Origin of the sequence: Eubacterium coprostanoligenes (assembly GCF_900167205.1) — a bacterium.
Lineage (GTDB): Bacteria > Bacillota > Clostridia > Oscillospirales > Acutalibacteraceae > Eubacterium_R > Eubacterium_R coprostanoligenes.
Window position 1 is genome coordinate 19,135 of the sequence record NZ_FUWW01000001.1, and the last position, 24,335, is coordinate 43,469.

Genomic DNA, 24,335 nt, shown 5'->3' on the forward strand with positions numbered 1-24,335 from the left:
AGGAGTAGAAAAATATGCACAGAATAGGCGTATTCGTTTGTTGGTGCGGTAGCAATATCGCCGGTACGGTTGATGTTCATAAGGTTGCAGAAACTTTGAAGAACGAGCCGGGCGTAGTTTACTCCACCGATTATCAATATATGTGCTCCGAGGCAGGACAAAATATGGTTAAGGACGCTATCAAGGAATATAACCTTACAGGCGTTGTAATCTGCTCTTGCTCACCTCGTATGCACGAAAATACATTCCGCAAGGCTGCTGCTTCGGTTGGTCTTAATCCGTATATGGTTGAGATTGCAAACATTCGTGAGCAGTGCTCGTGGATTCACAAAGATATGGCAACGGCAACCGAAAAGGCTGTTATCTTGGGCAGAACCGCTATTGCAAAGGTTCAGCTCAACACTCCGCTTGTTGCAGGCGAAAGCCCTGTTACAAAGCGTGCACTTGTCATCGGTGGCGGTATTGCGGGTATTCAAACCGCACTTGACATTGCCGAGGCAGGCTTTGAAGTTGATATTGTTGAAAAGTCACCTACTATCGGCGGCAAAATGGCACAGATAGACAAGACTTTCCCGACTCTCGACTGTGCGGCTTGTATCTTGACCCCAAAAATGGTTGAGGCGGCACAGCAGGAAAAAATCAAGATTTATTCTTACAGCGAGGTTGAAGAAGTCAAAGGCTTCGTCGGCAACTTCAATGTTAAGATTAAGCGTAAGGCAAGATTTGTAAATGAGGACATTTGCACAGGTTGCGGACTTTGCACCGAAAAATGCCCTATGAAGAAAGTGCCTAACGAGTTTAATCTCGGTATGGATAACCGCAGTGCAATCTATATTCCGTTTGCACAGGCTGTACCGAAGGTTGCAACTATCGATCCTAATTATTGTATCAAGATGAAAACCGGCAAGTGCGGACTTTGCTCAACAGTTTGTGAGGCAAAGGCTATCAACTATGATGCAAAGGACGAATTTGTTGACGCACAGTACGGTGCAATCGTTGTTGCAACAGGCTTTGAACCGATTAAGGTTGATAAGTTTGACGAGTTTGCATACAATCAGTCGCCTGATGTTGTAACTTCTCTTGAATACGAAAGACTTATGAATGCGGCAGGTCCTACAAACGGCACACTTCTCCGTCCGTCCGACCATGAGCATCCGCATACTATCGTATTTGTTCAGTGCGTCGGCTCCCGTTGTGCCGAAACAGACCCCAAGGGCAAGCCGTATTGCTCAAAGGTTTGCTGTATGTACACCGCAAAGCACGCAATGCTCACCCGTGAAAAATATCCTGACACTGATGTTTATGTGTTCTACATCGATGTTCGTACTCCGGGCAAGAATTTTGACGAATTTTATCGCAGAGCGGTTGAAGAATACGGTGTTCACTATGTAAAAGGTATGGTTGGCAAGGTTGTACCGGACGGCAAAAAGCTCAAGGTTCAGGCTTCTGATTTGCTCAATAACAAACAGCTTCACATTGATGCGGATATGGTTGTTCTTGCGGCGGCTATTGAACCGTCAAAGAGCGCAAGACCTCTTGCAACAATGCTTACGGCTTCAATGGATACAAACGATTTCTTCACAGAGGCTCACCCAAAACTCCGTCCCGTAGAATCACCTACAGCAGGTGTGTTCCTTTCGGGTATGTGCCAAGGTCCAAAGGATATTCCCGAAACCGTATCGCAGGCTTCGGCTTGTGCGGCAAAGGTTATCGGACTTCTTGTAAAAGATAAACTCACTTGCAACCCTTGTGTTGCCCACAGTGACGAGATGATGTGCAACGGCTGTTCATCTTGCGAAAAGGTTTGCCCTTACGGCGCAATTACATATCATGAAAAAGAATTCCGTATGCCTGACAGAACAACTCAAATCAGACGAGTTGCAAGCGTAAATCCGGCTGTTTGTCAGGGTTGCGGTGCTTGTACGGTTGCTTGTCCGTCAGGCGCAATGGACCTCAACGGATTTTCTAACAAGCAAATTATGGCGGAGGTAGATGCAATATGCAAATAGAGAATAATGAATTCAAGCCAAAAATTGTAGCCTTCTGCTGTAACTGGTGCTCATATGCAGGGGCTGACTTGGCAGGTACAAACAGACTTAACTATCCTGCCGATGTAAAAATCATCCGTGTGCCTTGCTCATGCAGAGTAAACCCTATGTTTATTCTCCGTGCGTTCCAAAGAGGCGCAGACGGTGTAATTATGTGCGGTTGTCACCCGGGTGACTGCCATTACACAACAGGTAACTATTATGCACGACGCAGAATGACTCTCCTTTTCTCAATGCTTGATTATCTCGGCATCGAAAAGGGCAGAACCCGTGTTGAATGGGTATCCGCCGCAGAGGGTCAAAAGTTTGCGGAAACTATGAACAGCTTTGTGGAAACTATCTATGAGCTTGGCGAAAATAAGAGATTGGAGGATTTGAGATGCAAGAACAAATAATTGCAAAAGCAAAGGAACTCCTCCAAAACGGTACTGTTGACCGTGTTCTCGGCTGGAAAGTCGGCGAATTTAAGTACGACCTCACTCCGGGCGTGTTCACTTCGGCAGACGAGGTTGACCGTGAATTTGTTTACAACACATTTTCGGGTGCTAACCTTTCAAAATATCTTGTAAAGCAAACAAGAAAAGGCGAGGGTAAAATCGCAATTTTTGTAAAACCTTGCGATTCTTACAGCCTCCAACAGCTCATCAAGGAGCATAGAGTAGACCGTGAAAAAGTCTACATTGTCGGCATTGAATGTTTTGGCAAGACCGATATAAACAAGATTAAAGCAACGGGACTCAGCGGTATTTCGGATATTACGGAAGCTGGTGATTCAATCGTTGTTGAAACAATTTACGGTGACAAAAAGACTTTCAAGAAGTTTGAGGTTATGGCAGAGCGTTGCCTTTCCTGCAAGAGCAAGAAAATCGTAATTTATGATGAACTTATCGGCGAAAACGGCGAAGTTCTCGATTCTAACCGCTTTGACCAGGTTGCCGAACTTGAGGCTATGACACCTGACGAGCGCTTTGAATTCTGGCAAAACGAACTTTCAAAGTGTATCAGATGTAACGCTTGCAGAAATGTTTGCCCTGCCTGCACATGCGAAAAGTGCGTGTTTGACAACGACAATTCCGGCGTTGCTCAAAAGGCGGCTCAAACAAGTTTTGAGGAGAGCAATTTCCACATTATCCGTGCATTCCATGTTGCCGGCAGATGTACCGATTGCGGCGAATGTTCAAGAGTTTGCCCTCAAAATATTCCGCTTCATCTTCTCAATCGCAAATTCATCAAGGATGCCAACGAACTTTACGGTGAGTATCAGGCAGGCGAGGACGCAGACAGCCGTTATCCGCTTGTTAACTTTGATTTTGACGATTGCGAGCCGAGCGTTGTTTATGAGAGAGGAGGACAAAAGTAATGAAAAAGATTTCTATGTCACAAATCGACTCTCTTTTTAAGGCTATCGCAGAAAACGAGGCACTCTATATCCCGACCGACAAGGGCGACATTGCAGAGTTTGCAAAGTACGAGGACGGTATGACACTTACCGAAAAGTACAACACAAACCGTTCTGCAAAGGATTTCTTCTTCCCGCAGACCGAGAATTTGTACGACATTCGTATGAACGGCTTGAAGCTCGAAATCAAGGACACTCGTAAAGAGTGCGAGGATTTTGTGGTATTCGGCGTAAGAGGATGCGATGTCAGAGCGTTTGACATTCTCGACAGAGTGTTCCTTGTTGACCCGATTGATACATATTATAAGAACAGAAGAAGTCACGCAACAATTATTTCACTTGCGTGCAACCGCCCTGAAGAAACTTGCTTCTGCAACGCTTTCGGCATTGACGCTTCCGACCCGAACGGCGACATCACCGCTTGGAAGCACGGCGACACTCTTTATATGGATGCCAAAACCGAAAAGGGCGAGGCTCTTATTGCAAAATTAGGCACTGTGCTTGAAGATGCGGACACTGCTCCTGTTGAAGAAGTTAAAAGTGCGGTTAAAACGGTTATGTCAAAGCTTCCGCTTGCAAACACATCGTTTGAGGGTATGAAGCAAAGCGACCTTTTGGCTCATTTTAAAAATGAAAAATGGGCAGGACTTTCCGAGAGCTGTATCGGTTGCGGAACTTGCACCTTTGTGTGTCCAACCTGTCAGTGCTACGACATCAGAGAATTCGACACCGGCAACGGAGTAAAGAAGTTCAGATGTTGGGACAGCTGTATGTACAGCGATTTTACAAAAATGGCTCACGGCAATCCGAGAACATCACAGCTTGAGCGTTTCCGTCAAAGATTTATGCACAAACTTGTGTATTATCCGGATAACAACGACGGTATTTTCGGTTGCGTAGGTTGCGGCAGATGTATTGCCAAGTGCCCTATTTCGATGAATATCGTTAAGGTAGAAAAAGCATTGGAGGTTGAAGCATAATGAACAGTGAAACTTTAATTCCTCACATCGGTGTTGTTACAGAGATTCGTCAGGACACACCCGATGTAAAAACCTTCAGAGTGAACGCACTTGAGGGCGGAAAAGTGTTTGAACACATTCCGGGTCAGTGCGCAATGCTTTCTATTCCGGGTGCAGGCGAGGGTATGTTCTCAATCACATCTTCACCTACAAACGAAGAATTTATGGAATTCAGTATCAAAAAATGCGGTTGCCTCACATCTTGGCTCCATATGATGGATGTCGGTCAGGAAATCGCAATCCGTGGTCCGTACGGCAACGGCTTCCCTGTTGATACGGAATTTGCAGGCAAAGATTTGCTCTTTATCGCCGGCGGTATCGGTCTTGCACCGCTCCGCTCGGTAATCAACTATTGTAGAGATAACAGAGATAAATACGGCTCAATTGATATTGTTTACGGCTCACGCAGTATGGATGACCTTGTTGACTACAAGGAAATCATTGACGAGTGGTGCAAAGAGGACGGTATCAATGTTTACCTCACCATCGACCGTGAGCAAGAGGGCTGGGACGGTCATGTGGGCTTTGTTCCGAATTATGTCAAGGAACTCGGCTTCGACACAAACAAGACCTGCGTCATCTGCGGTCCGCCGATTATGATTAAGTTTACCCTTCAGGGACTTATTGAACTCGGTTTTGAAAAAACACAGGTTTATACCACAATGGAACTTCGTATGAAGTGCGGTGTAGGCAAGTGTGGCAGATGCAACATCGGCGACAAGTATGTTTGCAAGGACGGTCCTGTGTTCCGCTGTGACCAACTTGATGAATTGCCTGATGAATACTAAAATTGGGAGGATATTGGATTATGGGAAATAATATGGTTAATATATATTTGTTCGGCAAGAAATATTCTGTGCCGTCAAATTTGACAATAATGAAAGCAATGGAATATGCCGGCTATCAGCTCAAAAGAGGCTGTGGCTGTCGCAACGGCTTTTGCGGTGCTTGCGCAACAATCTACAGAGTTGCGGGCGACAAGGACTTAAAGGCTTGCCTTGCTTGTCAAACACAGGTTGAGGACGGAATGTACATTGCAACTTTGCCGTTCTTCCCTCTTGTAAAAGAGCCTTATGATATTGAAAAAATCAGCACAAACGAATCTATTATGATGCAACTTTATCCCGAGATTTACGCTTGCGTAGGCTGTAATGCCTGCACAAATGCGTGCACACAGGGGCTCAATGTTATGCAGTACATTGCATATGCACAGCGTGGCGAGTTTGAAAAGTGTGCAGAGGAGAGCTTCGACTGCGTTATGTGCGGCGTGTGCTCATCTCGTTGCCCTGCCGGTATTTCTCATCCGCAGGTTGCACTTTTGGCAAGAAGAATCAACGGCAAGTATCTTGCTCCGGAAAGCAAGCACTTGACCAACAGAGTTCAGGAAATCAAGGACGGCACATTTGAGGAGCTTCTCCAAAATCTTATGCAAAAGCCGATTGAAGAAATGAAAGAACTCTATAATAACAGAGAGATTGAGAAGTAAGGAGGCGACCGAAATGTACAACAAAGAAATGCAGGAATCTATGAAAAAGGTTGCGGCAAACAGAGCGGAAAATGCCGCACTTGAACCTCGCCGTATGACTGCGGAGGAAAAGGACACCCTCCTTGCAACCTATCACCCGGACTATAAGCAAGACCAATTTGCAACACTTCAAATCGGTCCGAATAAGGGCGAAAAAGTGCCTCTTGAGCTTGCGGATTTGCTTCAGGCTCACAGCAGAATCAACACAAAGGACATCAATCTTGACAAGGTTGACTATGATGTTGATGTTCTCATCATCGGCGGCGGCGGTGCAGGTGCATCGGCTGCGATTGAGGCAGACAACAACGGCGCTTCTTGTATGATTGTTACAAAGCTCCGTATCGGCGATGCAAACACAATGATGGCAGAGGGCGGTATTCAGGCTGCCGACAAGGAAAACGACTCCCCTGCACAGCACTATATCGACGCTTTCGGCGGCGGTCACTTTGCCGCAAAGCCTGAACTTCTTTACAAACTTGTAAACGATGCTCCCGAGGCTATTCAGTGGCTTAACGACCTCGGCGTTGAGTTTGATAAAGCTCCTGACGGCACAATGATTACCACCCACGGCGGCGGTACATCACGCAAGAGAATGCACGCCGCAAAGGACTATTCGGGTGCGGAAATTATGAGAACTCTCCGTGATGAAGTTCAAAACAGACAAATTCCTGTTGTTGACTTTACGGCGGCTATTGAACTTATCAAGGACACAGAGGGCAAGGTTGCCGGTGCTGTTCTTCTTAATATGGAAACAGACGAAATCCTCATTGCAAAGGCAAAGACTGTCATCATCGCAACAGGCGGTGCAGGCAGACTTCACTATCAGGGCTTCCCAACTTCAAACCACTACGGTGCAACAGCCGACGGCCTTGTTCTCGGCTATCGTGCAGGCGCAAAGCTTCTTTATGCCGACACACTTCAGTATCACCCAACGGGTGCTGCTTATCCTGAACAGATTTTCGGTGCACTCGTAACAGAAAAGGTTCGTTCTCTCGGTGCAAAACTTGTCAATGTAAACGGCGAAGTATTTATGCACCCGCTTGAAACCCGTGATGTTTCTGCGGCTTCTATCATTCGTGAGTGCTCAACAAACGGCAACGGTGTTCACACAGATGACGGCGTGGGCGTTTGGCTCGATACCCCTATGATTGAACTCAAGGGTGGCGAGGGCACAATCGAAAAGAGAATTCCTGCCATGATGAGAATGTTCGGCAAGTACGGAATCGATATTCGCAAAGAGCCTATTCTCGTTTATCCGACCCTTCACTATCAAAACGGCGGTCTTGACATCAAGGCTGACGGTATGACAGAGGTTGAAAACCTCTATGTTGCCGGTGAAGCTGTCGGCGGTATCCACGGCAGAAACCGACTTATGGGCAACTCACTTCTTGATGTTATCGTATTCGGCAGAAACGCAGGTAAACACGCTTCCGAAAAGTCAAAGAGCGTTGATGTTGCAGATCTCACTCTTTCTCATGTTGACAGCTTTGAAGCAGAAATCAAGGACGCAGGCATTGAAACAGAAACTGTTTCACCAAAGCTTCTCCCGGACTATACTCGCAAAGTAAATAACAAATAAGTATTAACTGAACAAGGCTCTCCTTGTTTGTTTTGAGGAGAGCCTATTTATTCGGTTTGTCAACTATATAGAGTGCGTTAGATGATATACTATATTGTTAATTATAAGGAGAAATTATGGATTTCGGTATTGTGTCCGTTACGGGCGTAGCGTTTTTAACCTTTAGTGTGCTGGCTATTGCGGCAGTTGGCTACACTCTCGGCAGAATTACCATTAAGGGAGTAAATCTCGGCACAGCAGGCGTGTTCATTGTTGCCCTGCTGTTCGGTGCGTTTTTGTTCCCTGTTCTTGATGACCAGCTTATGGTGGGCGATGAGGCAGTTTCGTTCACCAAAGAAGCTCTTAAAATTATAGAAAATCTCGGACTTATTTTCTTTGTCACTTCGGTCGGCTTCATCGCAGGACCAAAGTTTTTCAGAAATATGAAAAAGAATTTTAAGTCCTATGTTCTTTTAGGAATTGTGATTATTGCTTCCGCTTCGCTTGTGTGTGCACTTTGCGTGCTCATCGGCGGCAAGCTCACATCTGTTGACCACGAAACTTTCAAGTCAACTATGGTCGGCTTGTTTGCGGGTGCGTTGACTTCAACCCCGGCATTCTCCGCTTCAAAAGAGGCGGTTGCCGAAATGGGCGCTCACTACGAGGACGCTGTTTCGGCTGGCTATGCAATAGCTTACCTTTTCGGTGTAATCGGCGTTGTTCTTTTCGTTCAGATTATTCCGAAAATCACAAAGGCAGATATGGCAGAGGAACTCAAAAAAATCTCTGTTGAGGCAAGCGAATCGTCAAAAAAGAGCGACGACAAAAAACTTGTTTTGCTTGACGAACTCGGCTTTACTCCGTTTTCGCTTGCAGCGATTTTGGGCGTTATGCTCGGCTCAATCAAGCTCAAGGGCTTTTCGCTTACCACAACGGGCGGTTGCATTTTGGTTGCCCTCGTGTTCGGTCACTTCGGCAGAATAGGAAAAATCAGCATTATGCCGGAGCAGTCGGTTCTCCGCACATTAAGAGAACTCGGACTTATGATGTTCCTTATAGGTGCAGGTGTATCGGGCGGTGCAAAATTCGTGCAGTATTTTGAGCCTGTGTACTTCCTCTACGGTGCGTTGCTCACACTCGTTCCGATGGTCATCGGCTATGTGTTTGCAAAATTCGTTCTCAAAATGCCACTTCTCAACAACCTCGGCTCAATCACCGGCGGTATGACAAGTACCCCGGCGCTCGGCACGCTCATCAGCGTTGCAGGCTCGGAGGATGTTGCTTCGGCTTATGCGGCAACCTATCCTGTTGCCCTCATCAGCGTAGTAATCGCATCAAAATTGATTATTATGTTCTGTTGATATAAAAAAGACGCTTCGTTCCGCATTTCACGGACGAAGCGTTTTTGAATTATTCGTTTTTTAGGAGAGCTTGTCTAATTCACTCAAGTATTTCACGGCACTGTGGGCGGCAATGTTTCCCTCGCCGACCGCCTTTGCAATTTGGTACGGAGTGCCTGTGCAGTCGCCTGCGGCAAAGCATCCGTCAATGCTCGTTTTCATATTTTTGTCCACAACAATACTGCCGTTTTGCACCTCGAGTTTGTTCAGCAGAACATCCGCAGAAACAGCCTGTTTGATGAAAAATACGCCGTCAACATCAAGATTTGTGCCGTCTGCAAGCTCAATGCCCGATACCTTGCTGTCACCGATAACCGCAGTAATTATTGATTTAAGATGCGTAACATTCGCCTTGTCAATTTTCGATGTGAACTTGTGCGAATAGTAGACCTCACTTGCAAGGTCGCTCAAATATTCAACTTCTTCCTCGCCGTCTGCATTGTCGCAGAACACGGCGATTTTTTTGTCTTTGTACAACATTCCGTCACAGGTTGCGCAGTAGCTCACGCCCCTGCCGAGAAGTTCTCGTTCCTTCGGCAACGGCTTGATTGTTTCAGCGCCGAGGCATAGAATAACAGACCTTGCTTCAAACATTTTGCGGTTTGCAAGCAGGGTGAATTTGTCTTTCATATTATATATACCCGTGATTCGTTCCTCGGTGATTTCAATCCCCATTGAGTCGAGATGTTCACGCATTTTTGCGTTCAGTTCTTTGCCCGAAATATTTGGCAAACCCGGATAGTTGTTGATTTTTTCCGATATTTCTACCTTGTGCGAAAGCTCGTTTTGACCGAACAGCACAATGGATTTGTTCCTGATTTTGCAGTTGATTGCCGATGAAATTCCCGCAGGTCCACTGCCGATGATTGCAACATCAAACATAGCGTCACTTCCTTTATAATATTTATATAATATTTATTATACCACATCTTGAATTTAATTTCCATTGATAACAAAATTTAGTATGTTGCCTTTTTTTACAATTTGTGATAATATATATGCAGAAAGTTACAAATTGTAATAATTTGAATGCTTCACACAGGAGGTACAAAATGAAAAAGTTTATTTCGCTTGTGATGTCGGCTGTAATGCTTGTTTCAAGCGTCGCTGTCGGAATAACCGTTCAGGCAGGAACAGTTGAAGATAATTTGAGAGCACAGGGTTTTCCAGAGTCGTATATTGAGGATTTGGCGACCTTGCAAAAGGCTCACCCAAATTGGAAGTTTGTTGCATTTAAAACAGGGCTTGATTTTGATGATGCTGTCAAAGGCGAATTGTCGGGAACACCTACAACGGAGGAAAATCTTCGAGCTTATCTCGACCCTCGTAATTGGCTCAATGAAAAATATGTTTTCCAGTTTGAAAGCATCAGAAAGAGCGATGCAGTTCAGTCTGTTTCAAGTGTAAACGCTATTCTCAAAAACACTTGGATGGCAAACAGCAAGATAAATTATTTTGACACTCAAGGTGTCAGCAAAACGGTCACAGAAGTGAATACATATGCCGATGCAATGATTAAGGCTTCAAACGACACAAATTTGAGTGCAAACTATATCGCTGCAAAAATCCGTCAGGAAAATGGTAGAACAGAAAATACAGCAACTGCTGTTTGCGGAAAAAAAGAGCCGTTCAAAGGCATTTATAACTATTTTAATATCGGTGCTTACACAACCGCTATGGACGGTCTTGCTTGGGCGGCAGGATTTTTAAAAGCAAACAAGGACACCGTGCTTTTTGACGGTGCAAATGCCACGGCTAAACCGATTGTCACAGTTTCAAACGGTCAGCGAATGGCATATATCAAAGAAGAGGGTGACTATTACAGAGTTACACTCTATGATGAACTTGACAACGGAAAATATGACGATAAGGAAATCGGCTACATTCTCAAATCGGATGTAAATACAACATATATGGGCAATTACGGCAGACCGTGGACAGACCCTAATAAGGCTATTTATAATGGTGCAAAGTACATTGCAAACGGTTATCTTACATATCAGTTCACAATGTATTTGCAAAAGTACAATGTCAATTCACAGTCGGGCAGTTTGTACAGACATGAATATATGACAAATGTCAGCGGTGCGGCAAGTGAGGGCTATCATCTTTACAGCGGATATGCAAAGGCAGGACTTTTGAACAGTGCTCACACATTTTACATTCCTGTTTTCAACAATATGCCGAATGATAACTCTAATATCACAACAACTGCTCCAACAACCACAACCAAGAACTACACTCCTGCAAAGGTTAAGCTCACAAGCCTCACTGCACTTAAAGGTCACAAGATTAAGGCAAAGTGGAACAAGTGCTCAACTTCTGCAACAGGCTATCAAATTTATTGGGCAAAGGACAAGAAGTTCAAGAAAGTTGTTGCAAAGACAACTACAAGAGGCAGGTCAAAGGTTACCTACACAGGCAAAAACTTCACCAAGGGCAGAAAGTATTATGTACGAATCAGAGCCTATAAAAAGGCAGGAGGCAAAACATATTACGGCCCATGGTCAAATATCAAAGCAAAGACTTCTAAATAATATATACCTATTATAAATATAAGAGCAGGTAAGGATTCATTCCTTGCCTGCTCATTTTTATGACTTTTTAGTTGTGGTTTTCTTGCCTTTTTTGTCTTTGTCCTTTTTTGTCTTTCTTGTTCTTGTCACTCTTTTTGGTTGTGGTTGGCTTTGGCTTCGGCTTGCTGTATTTGCTGACGGTTCGGTAGTTTTGCTTGCCGTCAACCGTTCTTGTAAGGATGTATTGGTCGCCGTCTTTTTTGATGTTGATTTTCACATTGTTCGGCTTAACATCTTTCTTGCCGTAGAGCTTGCAAGTGAGCTTTCCGCCCTCGCAAGTCATCTTTATTCTGACATCGCATCCAAGAGTGTTTTTGAACTTGAAGTCCTTGCTGTTCCATTGCACCGTGGCATCTCCGCCGAGCGGAACATATCCGATTTCAAGCGAATGATTTGTTCTGTACACAATTTCAACATTCGCACGGAGCACGCACTCAAACAGGGTGGAGCTGACTTGACAAACGCCACCGCCAAGACCGTCAACAAATTCGCCTCCGTTGATGACCTTTGCGGTTTCGTAGCCTGCCGTGATTGTTCGCTTGCCGACAGTTTGGTTGAATGAGAACACCGCATCATCAGGAATTTTGATGTTGTTCAGCTTGCTGACTGCTGCTTTGAGATTTGCCGTTCTTGTTTCGTCACTTGAACGATAATATGAGGTGTATGTAGCAAGCTCATACGGATAGTCGCCCTCGCTGTCTTTTGACAAGCCCGGATAGACTTTCATCGTGTCGCTTTCTTTAAATGTTGTTTCCAAGTCCTCTGTTGTGGTCGGCTTGGTTGTAGTTTCGGTTGTGGTTTCGCTTGTTTCCTCTTCCTTGTCACCGCCTGCCGTACAGCCTGTTACTGTGCAGATGATAATGGTTAATATAAGCAAAACCGCAATTATATTTTTGTTTCTTTTCTTCTTCATCACAAATGTGCCTTTTATTTATTTCTGATTTTTGTATGGCTTTTTCTCGGCTACCCAGCCCTCTTTGTTCACTTGTCTTGCCCTTGCAATAGAAAGTGCTTCGTCAGGGATGTTGTCGGTGATTGTTGAGCCTGCCGCAATGTATGCCATTTCGCCCACCTTAACAGGAGCGATAAGGTTTGTGTTGCAACCGATGAACGCACCGTCACCGATTTCGCATCTTGATTTAACCTTGCCGTCATAGTTGCAGGTTACCGTTCCACATCCGAAGTTTACATTGCTTCCCACATCACTGTCGCCAATGTAGGTGAGGTGAGCACTCTTTGTGCCCTCGCCGACAACAGAGTTTTTAACTTCAACAAAGTTGCCGATGTGCACGCCTTTTTTGAGCACGCTGTTTGCTCTTACCTTAACAAACGGACCGCAGTCAACACCGTCCTCAATTGCAGAATCAGTGATTTTGCAGTTGTCAAGAACAACCTCGTTGCCGATTGTTGAATTGTCAATCCAAGTGTTCGGACCGATAACACAGTTGTCACCGATTACAGTGTTGCCGATGATGATTGTGTTTGGCAAAATTCTTGTTGATGAGCCGATTTTTACATCCTTGCCAATCATAATACCGTCTGTGCAAGGAATGTCAACACCGTTTGTCATATGATTGTCGTTGATGTTTCTTCTCATAATGTTGTTGAGAATGTTGAGCTGTTTTCTGTCGTTTGCGCCCAAAACGGTTTCGTTGTTCTCGCAGATGTATGCGCCTGCGTTCTCGCCCTTTTTGATGAGGATTTCAAGGCTGTCTGTGAGATAGTATTCGTTTTGTGCGTTTTCGTTTGTAATGTGGTCAAGCGCATAGAGGAGTTCGTTTCCCTTGAACCAATATGTTCCCGCATTCGATTCGTTGATTTTTTTCTGCTCCTCATTTGCGTCTTTGTGCTCGATGATACGCTCAAGCACACCGTTTTCGTCACGCTTGATGTGACCGATTCCGTTTGTGTCCTCAACAATTGCGGAAATAAGGGTGATTGCGTTGCCGTTCTCCTTGTGGTATTCGTATGCCTTGTTCATTGTTTCGGCATCCATAAGCGGACCGTCACCGTTGAGAATCAAAATGTCGTCGTCCTTGTGGGCAGAGATAAATTCTCTTGCCTGCATAACAGCATGTCCCGTGCCGAGCTGTGGCTCTTGAAGTGCTGTTTTGATGTTGCTGTCGTAGTTTGCAAGCCAGCCCTCAACAATGTCGTGTCTGTATCCTGTGATAACGCAGACATCTTCTGCGCCTGCCTCCTTTACAGCGTCAACAACATATTTAATCATAGGTTCAAAAATAACTTCGCACATAACTTTTGGTGCGTCCGTTTTCATTCTTGTTCCCTTGCCGCCTGCAAGTATGATTGCACACTTCATATAATCTAACCTCTTTCGATAGTAGTAAATAAAATATCAGTTTGGTATATTATGCACCTTTTCCACCGAATTTTCAACCGTTTTATAGTATATTTATAATTATTCCTTAAATATTCAAAAAAATGTTTGAAATTGCGGTTATTCTATGTTATACTTTTATCGGATTATTCTGCGTTGTCGTATTTTCCGCAGAATAAACAACAATGTATTTAATATTTTAGGAGGTAACTCAAATGTCAAACAAATGGGTATACATGTTTGAAGAAGGCGACATGACCATGCGTAATTTGCTTGGTGGTAAGGGCGCAAACCTTGCAGAGATGACCAAGATCGGTCTTCCTGTACCACAGGGCTTCACTGTTACAACAGAGGCTTGTACACAGTATTATGAAGATGGTCGTAAAATCAATGACGAAATCATGACTCAGGTTATGGAAGGCGTTAAGAAGATGGAAGAAATCAACGGCAAGAAGTTCGGTGATAAGCAAAATCCTCTTCTCGTTTCTGTTCGTTCAGGTGCAAGAGCATCAATGCCTGGTATGATGGATACTATCCTCAACCTTGGTCTTAACGACGAAGTAGTTGCAACAATGATCGCAGGTAACGATGATCCTGCTTTCGAGCGTTTTGTATATGACTCATACAGAAGATTCATCCAGATGTTCTCTGATGTAGTTATGGAAGTTGGTAAGAAGTACTTTGAGCAACTTATCGACAAGATGAAGGAAGAAAAGGGCGTTCAGTACGACGTAGAACTTACAGCAGCAGATCTCAAGGAACTTGCTACACAGTTCAAGGCTGAGTACAAGAAGCAACTCGGTTCAGACTTCCCTTCAGACCCTGTTGAACAGCTCAAGCTTGCTATCGAAGCTGTATTCCGTTCATGGGACAACCCTCGTGCAAATGTTTATCGTAGAGATAACGATATTCCTTATTCATGGGGTACTGCAGTTAACGTAATGCCTATGGTATTCGGTAACCTTAACAATCAATCAGGTACAGGCGTTGCCTTCACTCGTGACCCTGCAACCGGTGAAAATAAGTTGATGGGTGAATTCCTTATCAACGCACAGGGCGAGGACGTAGTTGCCGGTGTTCGTACACCTATGCCAATCGCTCAGATGGAACAAGAATTCCCTGAAGCATACGCTGAGTTCATCAAGGTTTGCGAAACTCTTGAGAATCACTACCACGATATGCAGGATATGGAATTCACAGTAGAAAACAAGAAGCTCTATATGCTTCAGTGCCGTAACGGTAAGAGAACAGCTCCTGCTGCTCTTAAGATCGCTTGCGATCTCGTTGACGAAGGTCACAAGACTCCTGCAGAAGCAGTTGCTATGATCGACCCTCGTAACCTCGACACACTCCTCCACCCACAGTTTGACGCTGCTGCTCTCAAGGCTGCTACTCCAATTGGTAAGGGTCTTGGCGCTTCTCCTGGTGCTGCTTGTGGCAAGGTTGTGTTCACAGCTGAAGACGCAGAAGTTTGGAACGAAAGAGGCGAGAAGGTTATCCTTGTTCGTCTTGAGACTTCACCTGAAGACATCACAGGTATGAAGGCTGCTCAGGGTATCCTCACAGTTCGTGGCGGTATGACATCTCACGCTGCCGTTGTTGCTCGTGGTATGGGTACTTGCTGTGTATCAGGTTGCGGCGACATCAACATGGATGAAGAAAACAAGAAGTTCACTCTCGCAGGCAAGGAATTCCACGAAGGTGATTATATTTCAATCGACGGCTCAACAGGTAATATCTATGACGGTATTATTGAAACAGCTGATGCTCAAATCGCAGGCGAATTCGGCAGAATTATGGCTTGGGCTGACGAGTTCAGAAAGCTTAAGGTTCGCACAAACGCTGATACTCCTGCTGACGCAAAGAAGGCAAGAGAGCTTGGCGCTGAAGGTATCGGTCTTTGCCGTACAGAGCATATGTTCTTTGAAGAAGACAGAATAGCTGCTTTCAGAGAAATGATTTGTTCAGACACAGTAGAAGAAAGAGAAGCTGCTCTTGAGAAGATTCTTCCTTATCAGCAAGGCGACTTCGAGGCTCTTTACGAAGCTCTTGAGGGTTGTCCTGTAACAATCAGATTCTTGGACCCACCTCTTCACGAGTTCGTTCCAACTGAAGAAGCTGACATCGAGAAGCTTGCAAAGGCTCAGGGTAAGTCTGTAGAAGAAATCAAGGCTATCATCGCATCTCTTCACGAGTTCAACCCAATGATGGGTCACCGTGGTCTCCGTCTTGCAGTTACATATCCTGAAATTGCAAAGATGCAGACAAAGGCTGTTATCCGTGCAGCTATCAATGTTCAGAAGGCTCATCCTGAGTGGACAGTAGCTCCTGAAATTATGATTCCACTTGCTTGTGACACAAAGGAACTCAAGTATGTTAAGGATATCGTTGTTGCAACTGCAGATGCAGAAATCGCAGCTGCAGGCGTAGAAATGAAGTACGAAGTTGGTACAATGATCGAGATTCCTCGTGCAGCTCTTACAGCAGCTGACATCGCTAAGGAAGCTGAGTTCTTCTGCTTCGGTACAAACGACCTTACACAGATGACATACGGCTTCAGCCGTGATGACGCAGGTAAGTTCCTCAACGCTTACTATGACAAGAAGATCTTCGAAAGCGATCCATTCGCAAGACTCGACACAACAGGTGTTGGTCAGCTTATGGAAATGGCAGTTAAGAACGGTAAGGCTACTCGCCCATCACTCCACTGCGGTATCTGCGGTGAGCACGGCGGCGACCCAACATCAGTTGAATTCTGCCACAAGATTGGTCTTGATTATGTTTCATGCTCACCATTCCGTGTGCCTATCGCTCGCCTCGCAGCAGCTCAGGCTGCAATCGCTGAAATGAACAACTAATCATCGCATAATGCAATATCGCCGTTTTAACGGCATAACACAAAGCCGAGGCTCATTCGAGCCTCGGTATTTTTTAATATAATTATTGAGTTTAATGTATAAAAAACATAATTTCAGTAAGTTTTGTTCTATATAAAATAGTTACTATAAAAGAACAACAAGGTAACATATTGTAATTTGAAAACTAATGTGCTATAATATTAAAAATTTTTTATTTGGAGGAAAAATAATGAAAAAAATTAGTCATAATGGATTTATAAAAAGATTTATATCTATGTTTCTTGCAATACTGATGGTGATGCCTACTTGTTTTGCAGGAAATACAAGCGTATTTCATCCGTTGGTAGCAAAAGCTGCCACACAAAGTGTCGCATCGACAAAAGGCTTAAAAGTAAAAGTAAATAATGCAAATGGTTTTGATGTGTCATTTGCCAAAGTTAAGAAAGCAAAAGGCTATCAATTGGCATATTCAAAATCAAAAAAATTTAAAAAGAAGCAAACAAAATTCGTTAGGATTAATCCAACATCAAAACAAAACAAGAAAAAAATCATAACATATAGCGTTAAAAATCTGAAAAACGGTCAAAAATATTATGTAAAGATTAGAGCGTATAAAAAAGTTGGTAAAAAGACAATTTATGGAAAGTATTCTTCTATAAAGGCGGTGACTGTTAAAAAAAGAAATTCTGTAAATAAACCTGAACAAAATGATACAAACAATGAAGATAAATCTGATTCGGATTCGTCTTCGGAAGATGGTTCGCTTGGAGGTTCAGCATCCGATAGTAATAATAAAGCACAGACTTATATTGAAGGATATATTCCTGAATCAATGATGGATAAGGAAGCAACCTTTGAAAAAACAAATAGTACAATTACATATTCAAAGGGTCAGTGGGTAAAAATGCTTTTGCAAGAGAACGGAAGCGATGTTTCTCTTGTTGATAAAGAAAGAGGTTACTCATACGCTGATGTTTCAGAAAGTGAATATGCAGATTATATTCAATTGGCTGAAAATATTGGATGTTTGCCTGCATCTGCTGATAAAGATTATGATCCTGAAAATGATGTAAAAATGTTTTATCCAAATGATGAGGCTACAAGAGAGTTTGCTGTATATACAACGGTTCATCTTCTTGAGTTTGAAACAGATAACATTGACATACTTACATTCTCGGATTCAGAAGATATAACTTATCCGAATGAGGTTTCGGTAGCAATTCGTAATCATTTTTTGAGCTTAAAAGATGGAAAATTTAATCCTAATTTAGCGTTGAGTGAAACTGATAAAAATCAAATATTTGCAAATATTGAAAAAATACAAGCATCAGAACAAATTGATGAAACCAAAGTATATGAAAATGTAAAATATTCAAGTGATGTAAAAAAACCAAATGTTAAATATAGAGCTGTGAAAAACGGTGATTCAACATTCACAGTAAGACTTAAAGATGAAACATCAGAGTATTCAGTAGGTGATGTTTTAGTTTTGCCTGCAAGTAATGAATATCCGGGTGGACTTGCAATAAAAATTTCATCCATAAAAAAGGATGGAGATGTGTATGTCTTGTCTGCAATTACACCGGAATTTGAAGAAGTATATAATACACTTCAATTTCAGGGAGTTAGTTATGCAGATGTTGATTCGTTTGAATTTGCCGATGACGTTACCGGTAGTGTTAAACTAAATGGTGGAAATCAAACCGGTACAGATGCATTTAGAATTAATGAAGATAAAGAATTTAATTTTGAAGATGCAAAATTGAGTCTTAATTTCAGTAAAGATATTACGGACAAAATTAAAATTAATGGTAATGTTGACTTTTCAATTCCAAAAATTAAAGCAAGAGTTGATGCAACAGTTAAATTCAGAAATACAACATTAAACGAACTCTATTTTACAACTACCAACAAACTTGAATTGACAGGTAATGTTGAAGCAACCGGCTTAGAGACAGGATATGAAATTACCCATGGAAGCGGAACCAAAGAATTTAAAGCAGCAGATTGGGAATTAGGAAGATTTTCGGTTCCTCTTGGTCATACAGGTTTAACAGGTGATGTCGTATTATACGCTGTTATGAATGTTAAAGGTGAAATTACATTAACCTATAAATTAACAACAGAAAGCGGAATTCATTATACTAAAAAATCAGGATTTAAAAGAGTAAATGAACTTGTTTCAAAAGATAAAAGAATATCGGTAAAAGCTTCTGCTAAACTTGGTTTAAAATTATCTTTAGGATTGTGGGCACTTAGTGCGTTTAATCTTGCTGCAATTGCAATTAATATTGGTTTTGGTGCAGCTGTTTCATATGTTAGACATGCTGATGTAACACCTGTATTAAATTGCGGCGACGGAGTATTATATTTATATTTGTCATTTGGACTTGACGATGGCTCATTACTTGCTAAAATAGGTGAGCATTTATCATTTTCAATAGAAAAAGAAATTTGGAATGAAACGAAGAGTCCGCTTTTAGAAAATGTTCATGTTGAAAATGCAAATTTGGTTAATAAGTGCACTTATGGTCAAAGCAGATTGATAGGAAAAGCAGTTGATAAAAAAACGGGCGAACCAATCAAACACGCTGAGGTTAAGGTATATCAAGGAAATGTGTTATGCCATACAGGAAGCACAGATGTAAATGGCGAATTCATTGTTGAAAATGTTTCGGTAGCAGAATATAATATTGTGATATCTGCAACAGGATATAAGAGATATTCATCAAAGGAAACTGCAATAAAAGGGGATTTCTATCTTCAAACATATGAACTCCTGTCTAAAAACGGTGCAGAAAAAGGTGACTTAGAATGTGATGTTTTGGATGCTGTAACAGCAAAAAGAATCGAAAACTTTACATTCAAAATTTACAAAAACTGGAATGTTATTTCCGGTACGGCAGTTTTTGGTGGTGAATGTCTTAGCGGTGGTATAAGTGTTTCTCTAGAATCGGGATATTATACTGTTGTTGTAGAAGCTAAAAATTATAGTAAGTCTGCAACAAATGTTGTTATTGAGGGAGGAAAAACAACAAATACATCTGTGGTTATGAATAGCTATGATCCAAAAAATGAAGGAACAATCAGAATTATTCTTACCTGGGGTGAGAAACCTCTTGACTTGGATTCACATTTATATTGCGTAAATAATCAAAAATATCATGTTTTCTTTTCTAATGAAAAAGTCGATAATGCAAATCTTGATGTTGATGATACAAATAGTTACGGACCTGAAACAGTTACAATTACAAAAGTAAATAGCGATGATAAGTTTGAGTATTATGTTCATGATTATACCAATCGTTCATCTACTGATTCCGATAAACTTGCCAAATCAAATGCAGTTGTAAGAGTTTATGATGGAAATAATCTAATTGCAACATTTAAGGTACCTACAAATAAAAAAGGTACGGCTTGGCATGTTTTTGATTATGATTCAGAACAAAATGAAATAACTCCGATTAATACAATGGATTATACAAAGCATGATAATATTACAAATATGTGAGTTTTGTGATATAATTCTAAATAAATGTTAAAATTGATATTGGCAACTTCTTTAGTTGCCGATATCTTTTGCATATGGAGGAAATTATGGAAATTAAATTTGATCCTAAAGCACTGGTGATTATGATTATAATTCCAATTGTAATATCTGTTTTTTCAACTGTTAAAATGGTTAATGCTCTTGTTACAGTTTCAAAATATGAAAAAGTTCAAGGCACAGTCGTAGATGTAGTACAAAGAGAAGTGAGTTCGGCTGAAAAGAGTGTTACAGCAGTTTTTATAAAGTATAATTATGAAATAAACGGAAAAATATATCAAACAGAATCGAGATCGGGAGTTTTTATTTCAAAAAAAATCGGAAGTAACAGAAAGTTTTATGTTAACCCAAAGAATCCATCGGAAATTATTTTTAAAAGAAATATAATTGGCTATGGAATAACAATTGTAATAGGAGTAGTAATCGCATTTGCATTTGTTTGTATAAAGAGGAAAATAAATGAATAAAAAATTAAAGAATTTATTACTCTATATTGTATGCATATCCATGTTATCTTCGCTTTTTACATCTTGTTCATCTAAAAAACAAAATATTGAATTGGAAAAATACAGTTTTTCTTTAAATGCAGTTTTAAATCCGAATGCAGAGTTTCAGGATGAAAAAGTGGCTTATCAAGTAGATTTTTCAGATTATGGAAATGGAGCCATGAATTTTCAATGCGATAGTATAATGCCTAACAGTTTTTATGAAATTTCTCTGTATATATACAGCGAGGACTTACAATTTGGCAATCAGGATTCGCCGGGAATATATATAAAATATGAATCTGATAAAAATAATAATTCTGATGTTGTATTTTCTAATGATGTAAGAGAGCCAACAACCGATAAAAATAGCGACGATGTTTTTGAATGGAAAAAATTAACTCTTACAGTTTATTCTTATGACAATGATAAAATAAATTTTTCCTTAGTTTTTGGGGATGATACAAAAAAAGAAAAGGGAACAATATATGTTGATGATATTTCTGTTAAAAACATTAAAGATTTAAATAATTATTCTATTATAAATTCAAATGATGACTCAATTATAATGGTATTAAAGAAAAAAATTGATAACCAAACTCATCAACAAATGAAATTATATTTGGATAGACTTTCTGACTTTAGAAAAGTATTAACAGAATGTGTAAGTGACGATTATACATACGGAAAAACAATTTATTTGGTTACACAAAATATTGATGCTTTTGGATATGCCGGTTTGCCAATATATTTGAATAATGAAGAATTGGATAGAATAATTTCTTCTGCATTAGATTATAATTTAAATAAGGGTTTTGATATTATTACATATGCCATGCTTCATGAAATGAGTCATACATTTGATAGAATATGTGGAGAAAAGACAGATAGAATATGGCAATTTAATTCAGAAGTATTGGCAAATGCTAAATCAGTATATGTTTTGGATAAATTAAAAATAAATTGTGATAATGTTTTAAATCAAGCTTTGAAAACAAATGGAACAGAAATTAAAGGCATATATAGTGATGAGTATGCTTCCAAGCTATTTATAGAAATTGGGAGAAAAAACTGGTCAATATATAAAAAAGTATTTTCAGAATATCAAAATCAAAAAAATTTATCTCTTGATACTGATTACAAAAAGTTCTGTAAATTTGTTGAATTATATAATCATTTTTCTTCAGAACCATTAGAAAGTTTGATAAGCAAAGAAGATTGGATAATTATAAAAAATTATTATAAGAATGTCTGAATAAAAAATATAGCGTTTGGATTTTTTCCAAACGCTATGTTTTTTATTCTTCTGTTTTGTTTTGTTCGGAGAGGTCGATGATGTCGTCTTCAACTTCCTTTTTTTCTTCGATGTTAAGAGTCTTTTTGATTTTCTTCTTTGCTTTGCGAACGATTATTCCTGCTATTGCACCAACAGTAACAACGCCCGCAACAACAAATTGAAGTGTGTAGCTCATAACCGAAGGGTCTATGTATAATTTAATTTCTTCCATTCTTTTTTTGCTCCTTTTGTTTTTGAATCAGTTTGCTGATTATGTATTTTCCGGCAACCTCACCGCTGTGTCCGTAGTTTGCCACATATTTTGTGCGAATATCTTTGATTTTTTCTGTGTACTCGTTTTTATTTTGCAACATCTTGGCAATATCTGTCGACATTCCTTCAAACTCGTTTGGAGAATATCGTTTTCCGATCAAGTTTCTTAATTTAAGTTCGAGTGGTTCAATTCCGATTTCTTCGTAATCCTCGTTGTAAATTTTAGGCGGAGTATCAATGAAAATACACGGCTTAAGGGTTACATACGAAAATTCAAAGCATGTGGATGACCAGTCGGTAATAACAATATCAGAATTGTAGATTGAATCCGTATTTGAAAAATCAAGTTCAAACGTGAGGTCATCGCCATCGTAATCTTTATATCTTTCAACAAGTGCTTCAAGACGATTAGGATAACGCTTTTTATATTCCGGATGTGGTCTTACAACTACATTATAACCTTTTTGTAGCAATTCGTAAAGTAAATTATCTATACAGGAATCAAGAATGTTATCTTCTTGCCACGATGGAGCAATGAGAATTTTAGGCTTGGCATTTTCGGTCTTTTGCATTTTGTCATATTTTTCTTGCAATAATTCCAAAAATCCATAGCCACAAACAACAAGCTCTTTTTTTGGGAGATTATATAATTTTTCCTGTTTGCGTATTTCAGGAATTTGGAAATCGCCAACGCAGAAAATAGTGTCAAAATGGTCAAGGCATCCTTTGTTCATTACCATATGTGTGCTCATAGGACCGTGAACTGTATAAATATATTCAATGTCCTTTTTTACATATGAACGCTTGTAATAATATGTTTCCAAATCAGGTGTAGTCATTAAGACAATATCTGCATCCATTTTCATAAAAACGGTCATCATCTTTTTTTCTCCGATAAAATATGCACGGAGTTTTTTTTCTTCTTTTTCAAGATTAAATACATTGTCGTTTGGGTCGTTTGTTATGTAATGAATGATGATGTTTGAATTAGATAAAAGATAATTTATGATTCGTTCAAAATATTTGTAAAAACCACCGTTTTCAGCATAAATAACAAGATGTTTGTTTTCAACAGAGAAAAAGCGTTTGTAATCTCGTTTTTCTCGTTTATATAGCTCTGTTCCTCGTTTTGGTGAGTTGTTGCCACCAACCGATGACAGTTTTTCAAGTTCGATCTTGCTTTTTTCAAGTTCTTTGTAATCAATGTATTTTTTTGGATTCATAACAGAGTTGAGAATAAGCTGTTGAACCATAGTTAACAAATTACTGCATATCCAATAGAATCCGATTCCTGCAGGAACAAAGCCTCCCAAAATCAGTGAGATGCCGATTGAGATGGCATTTGTGCCAATTTGTTCAAATCTTGATTGCTCTGCTTGAAGCGGATTTTTGATGTTTTGGAAAAGACAAAGTGCAAGTGCCGACAATCCTGCCAAAAACGGAACAATATACATTATTCCGCCTGTTGTAAATGGTGTGGCAGATAAATCAAATCCAATGAAATCCATATTAAGGGCTTTGATTAGATCTGCAGTTGCACCTGAACAGGAATTGTTAAGTGAAAATCCGCCTTGGATTTCTGTCACGGCAAAAAGTTGAGCCGTATTTGAAGTGATATCAAATCCTGTTTTATTGCAAATGAAGGTGAGAATTTGAGAAATTTCTTCTTTTTCGAGAGAAAGAATGTACGACAGAGGATTGTAGATAATCTGAATGACACACATAAGCAAAAAAAGTTGAATAATCATTGGAATAAGTCCGGCAAGTGGGTGATAATTTTCTTGCTTATATAATTTTAACTGTTCATCGGAAATCTTGTCTTTCTCTCCAAAATATTTAGCTTTTATATGATTTAATTGTGGTTGAATTTTAATGAGGTTTAATGAATTTTTGTGAGTCCATAAAGCTATCGGAAATAATATAATCTTTGTTATGAATGTAAAAAGTATAATTGCCAATCCGTAGCTTGAAAAAAGATTATAGCAAAATTTCATTATAAACCCAAAGGGTTTGGCAATGTATTCCATTCGCAT

At 40.6% G+C, this 24,335-nt stretch carries 18 protein-coding genes; 13 read left to right on the forward strand and 5 right to left on the reverse strand.

The window, feature by feature from the left end:
- Positions 1 to 14: 14 nt before the first annotated feature.
- The 8 genes from B5D29_RS00065 to B5D29_RS00100 all read left to right on the forward strand — a co-directional run bounded on the left by B5D29_RS00065 (position 15) and on the right by B5D29_RS00100 (position 8,910).
- The gene (locus B5D29_RS00065; protein WP_078767538.1) at positions 15 to 2,009 is read left to right on the forward strand and encodes a CoB--CoM heterodisulfide reductase iron-sulfur subunit A family protein; all 1,995 of its coding nucleotides are present in this window, start codon (positions 15 to 17) and stop codon (positions 2,007 to 2,009) included.
- On the forward strand, positions 2,000 to 2,443 hold the full coding sequence (locus tag B5D29_RS00070; protein WP_078767539.1) for a hydrogenase iron-sulfur subunit: 444 nt from the start codon (positions 2,000 to 2,002) through the stop codon (positions 2,441 to 2,443). The genes B5D29_RS00065 and B5D29_RS00070 overlap by 10 nt, the downstream gene beginning before the upstream one ends.
- Positions 2,428 to 3,408, forward strand: coding sequence for a 4Fe-4S dicluster domain-containing protein (locus B5D29_RS00075; protein ID WP_078767540.1), 981 nt, complete (start codon positions 2,428 to 2,430; stop codon positions 3,406 to 3,408). The genes B5D29_RS00070 and B5D29_RS00075 overlap by 16 nt, the downstream gene beginning before the upstream one ends.
- A complete protein-coding gene (locus B5D29_RS00080) occupies positions 3,408 to 4,427 on the forward strand; it encodes a 4Fe-4S dicluster domain-containing protein (protein WP_078767541.1) in 1,020 nt (339 codons plus the stop codon). The genes B5D29_RS00075 and B5D29_RS00080 overlap by 1 nt, the downstream gene beginning before the upstream one ends.
- Complete coding sequence (locus B5D29_RS00085) at positions 4,427 to 5,254, forward strand: FAD/NAD(P)-binding protein (protein ID WP_078767542.1); 828 nt, start codon at positions 4,427 to 4,429, stop codon at positions 5,252 to 5,254. The genes B5D29_RS00080 and B5D29_RS00085 overlap by 1 nt, the downstream gene beginning before the upstream one ends.
- A 20-nt stretch (positions 5,255 to 5,274) precedes the next feature.
- Positions 5,275 to 5,952 (forward strand): 4Fe-4S dicluster domain-containing protein, encoded by a 678-nt coding sequence (locus B5D29_RS00090; protein WP_078767543.1) that lies wholly within the window; start codon positions 5,275 to 5,277, stop codon positions 5,950 to 5,952.
- A 13-nt stretch (positions 5,953 to 5,965) separates the two neighbouring features.
- Positions 5,966 to 7,570, forward strand: coding sequence for an FAD-dependent oxidoreductase (locus tag B5D29_RS00095; protein ID WP_078767544.1), 1,605 nt, complete (start codon positions 5,966 to 5,968; stop codon positions 7,568 to 7,570).
- A 116-nt stretch (positions 7,571 to 7,686) separates the two neighbouring features.
- Positions 7,687 to 8,910 (forward strand): aspartate-alanine antiporter-like transporter, encoded by a 1,224-nt coding sequence (locus B5D29_RS00100; RefSeq protein WP_078767545.1) that lies wholly within the window; start codon positions 7,687 to 7,689, stop codon positions 8,908 to 8,910.
- A gap of 60 nt (positions 8,911 to 8,970) precedes the next feature.
- Here B5D29_RS00100 and B5D29_RS00105 read toward each other — a convergent pair whose 3' ends face one another.
- Complete coding sequence (locus tag B5D29_RS00105; RefSeq protein WP_078767546.1) at positions 8,971 to 9,831, reverse strand: NAD(P)/FAD-dependent oxidoreductase; 861 nt, start codon at positions 9,829 to 9,831, stop codon at positions 8,971 to 8,973.
- A gap of 170 nt (positions 9,832 to 10,001) precedes the next feature.
- Here B5D29_RS00105 and B5D29_RS00110 point away from each other — a divergent pair, with 170 nt between their 5' ends.
- A complete protein-coding gene (locus B5D29_RS00110; RefSeq protein WP_078767547.1) occupies positions 10,002 to 11,486 on the forward strand; it encodes a fibronectin type III domain-containing protein in 1,485 nt (494 codons plus the stop codon).
- A 67-nt stretch (positions 11,487 to 11,553) separates the two neighbouring features.
- On the opposite strand, the gene B5D29_RS00115 is transcribed toward B5D29_RS00110, so the two are convergent.
- Positions 11,554 to 12,438 carry a VanW family protein gene (locus B5D29_RS00115; RefSeq protein ID WP_078767548.1) on the reverse strand — a complete coding sequence of 295 codons (885 nt, stop codon included), beginning with the start codon at positions 12,436 to 12,438 and terminating at the stop codon, positions 11,554 to 11,556.
- 18 nt (positions 12,439 to 12,456) lie between these two features.
- Positions 12,457 to 13,845 (reverse strand): bifunctional UDP-N-acetylglucosamine diphosphorylase/glucosamine-1-phosphate N-acetyltransferase GlmU, encoded by a 1,389-nt coding sequence (glmU, locus tag B5D29_RS00120; RefSeq protein ID WP_078767549.1) that lies wholly within the window; start codon positions 13,843 to 13,845, stop codon positions 12,457 to 12,459.
- Between the two features lie 233 nt (positions 13,846 to 14,078).
- Here glmU and ppdK point away from each other — a divergent pair, with 233 nt between their 5' ends.
- From ppdK to B5D29_RS00140, 4 genes are all read left to right on the forward strand, one after another.
- Positions 14,079 to 16,721, forward strand: a complete 2,643-nt coding sequence (gene ppdK / locus B5D29_RS00125) for a pyruvate, phosphate dikinase (RefSeq protein ID WP_078767550.1) — start codon at positions 14,079 to 14,081, stop codon at positions 16,719 to 16,721.
- A 229-nt stretch (positions 16,722 to 16,950) separates the two neighbouring features.
- Positions 16,951 to 20,232 (forward strand): carboxypeptidase regulatory-like domain-containing protein, encoded by a 3,282-nt coding sequence (locus B5D29_RS00130; RefSeq protein WP_078767551.1) that lies wholly within the window; start codon positions 16,951 to 16,953, stop codon positions 20,230 to 20,232.
- Between the two features lie 86 nt (positions 20,233 to 20,318).
- The gene (locus tag B5D29_RS00135) at positions 20,319 to 20,735 is read left to right on the forward strand and encodes a DUF3592 domain-containing protein (RefSeq protein WP_159443354.1); all 417 of its coding nucleotides are present in this window, start codon (positions 20,319 to 20,321) and stop codon (positions 20,733 to 20,735) included.
- The gene (locus tag B5D29_RS00140) at positions 20,728 to 22,008 is read left to right on the forward strand and encodes a hypothetical protein (protein WP_078767553.1); all 1,281 of its coding nucleotides are present in this window, start codon (positions 20,728 to 20,730) and stop codon (positions 22,006 to 22,008) included. The genes B5D29_RS00135 and B5D29_RS00140 overlap by 8 nt, the downstream gene beginning before the upstream one ends.
- Before the next feature lie 43 nt (positions 22,009 to 22,051).
- Here B5D29_RS00140 and B5D29_RS00145 read toward each other — a convergent pair whose 3' ends face one another.
- Entirely contained in the window at positions 22,052 to 22,261 is a 210-nt protein-coding gene (locus B5D29_RS00145) for a hypothetical protein (RefSeq protein WP_078767554.1), read from the reverse strand.
- Positions 22,248 to 24,335, reverse strand: coding sequence for a membrane protein insertase YidC (yidC, locus tag B5D29_RS00150; RefSeq protein WP_078767555.1), 2,088 nt, complete (start codon positions 24,333 to 24,335; stop codon positions 22,248 to 22,250). The genes B5D29_RS00145 and yidC overlap by 14 nt, the downstream gene beginning before the upstream one ends.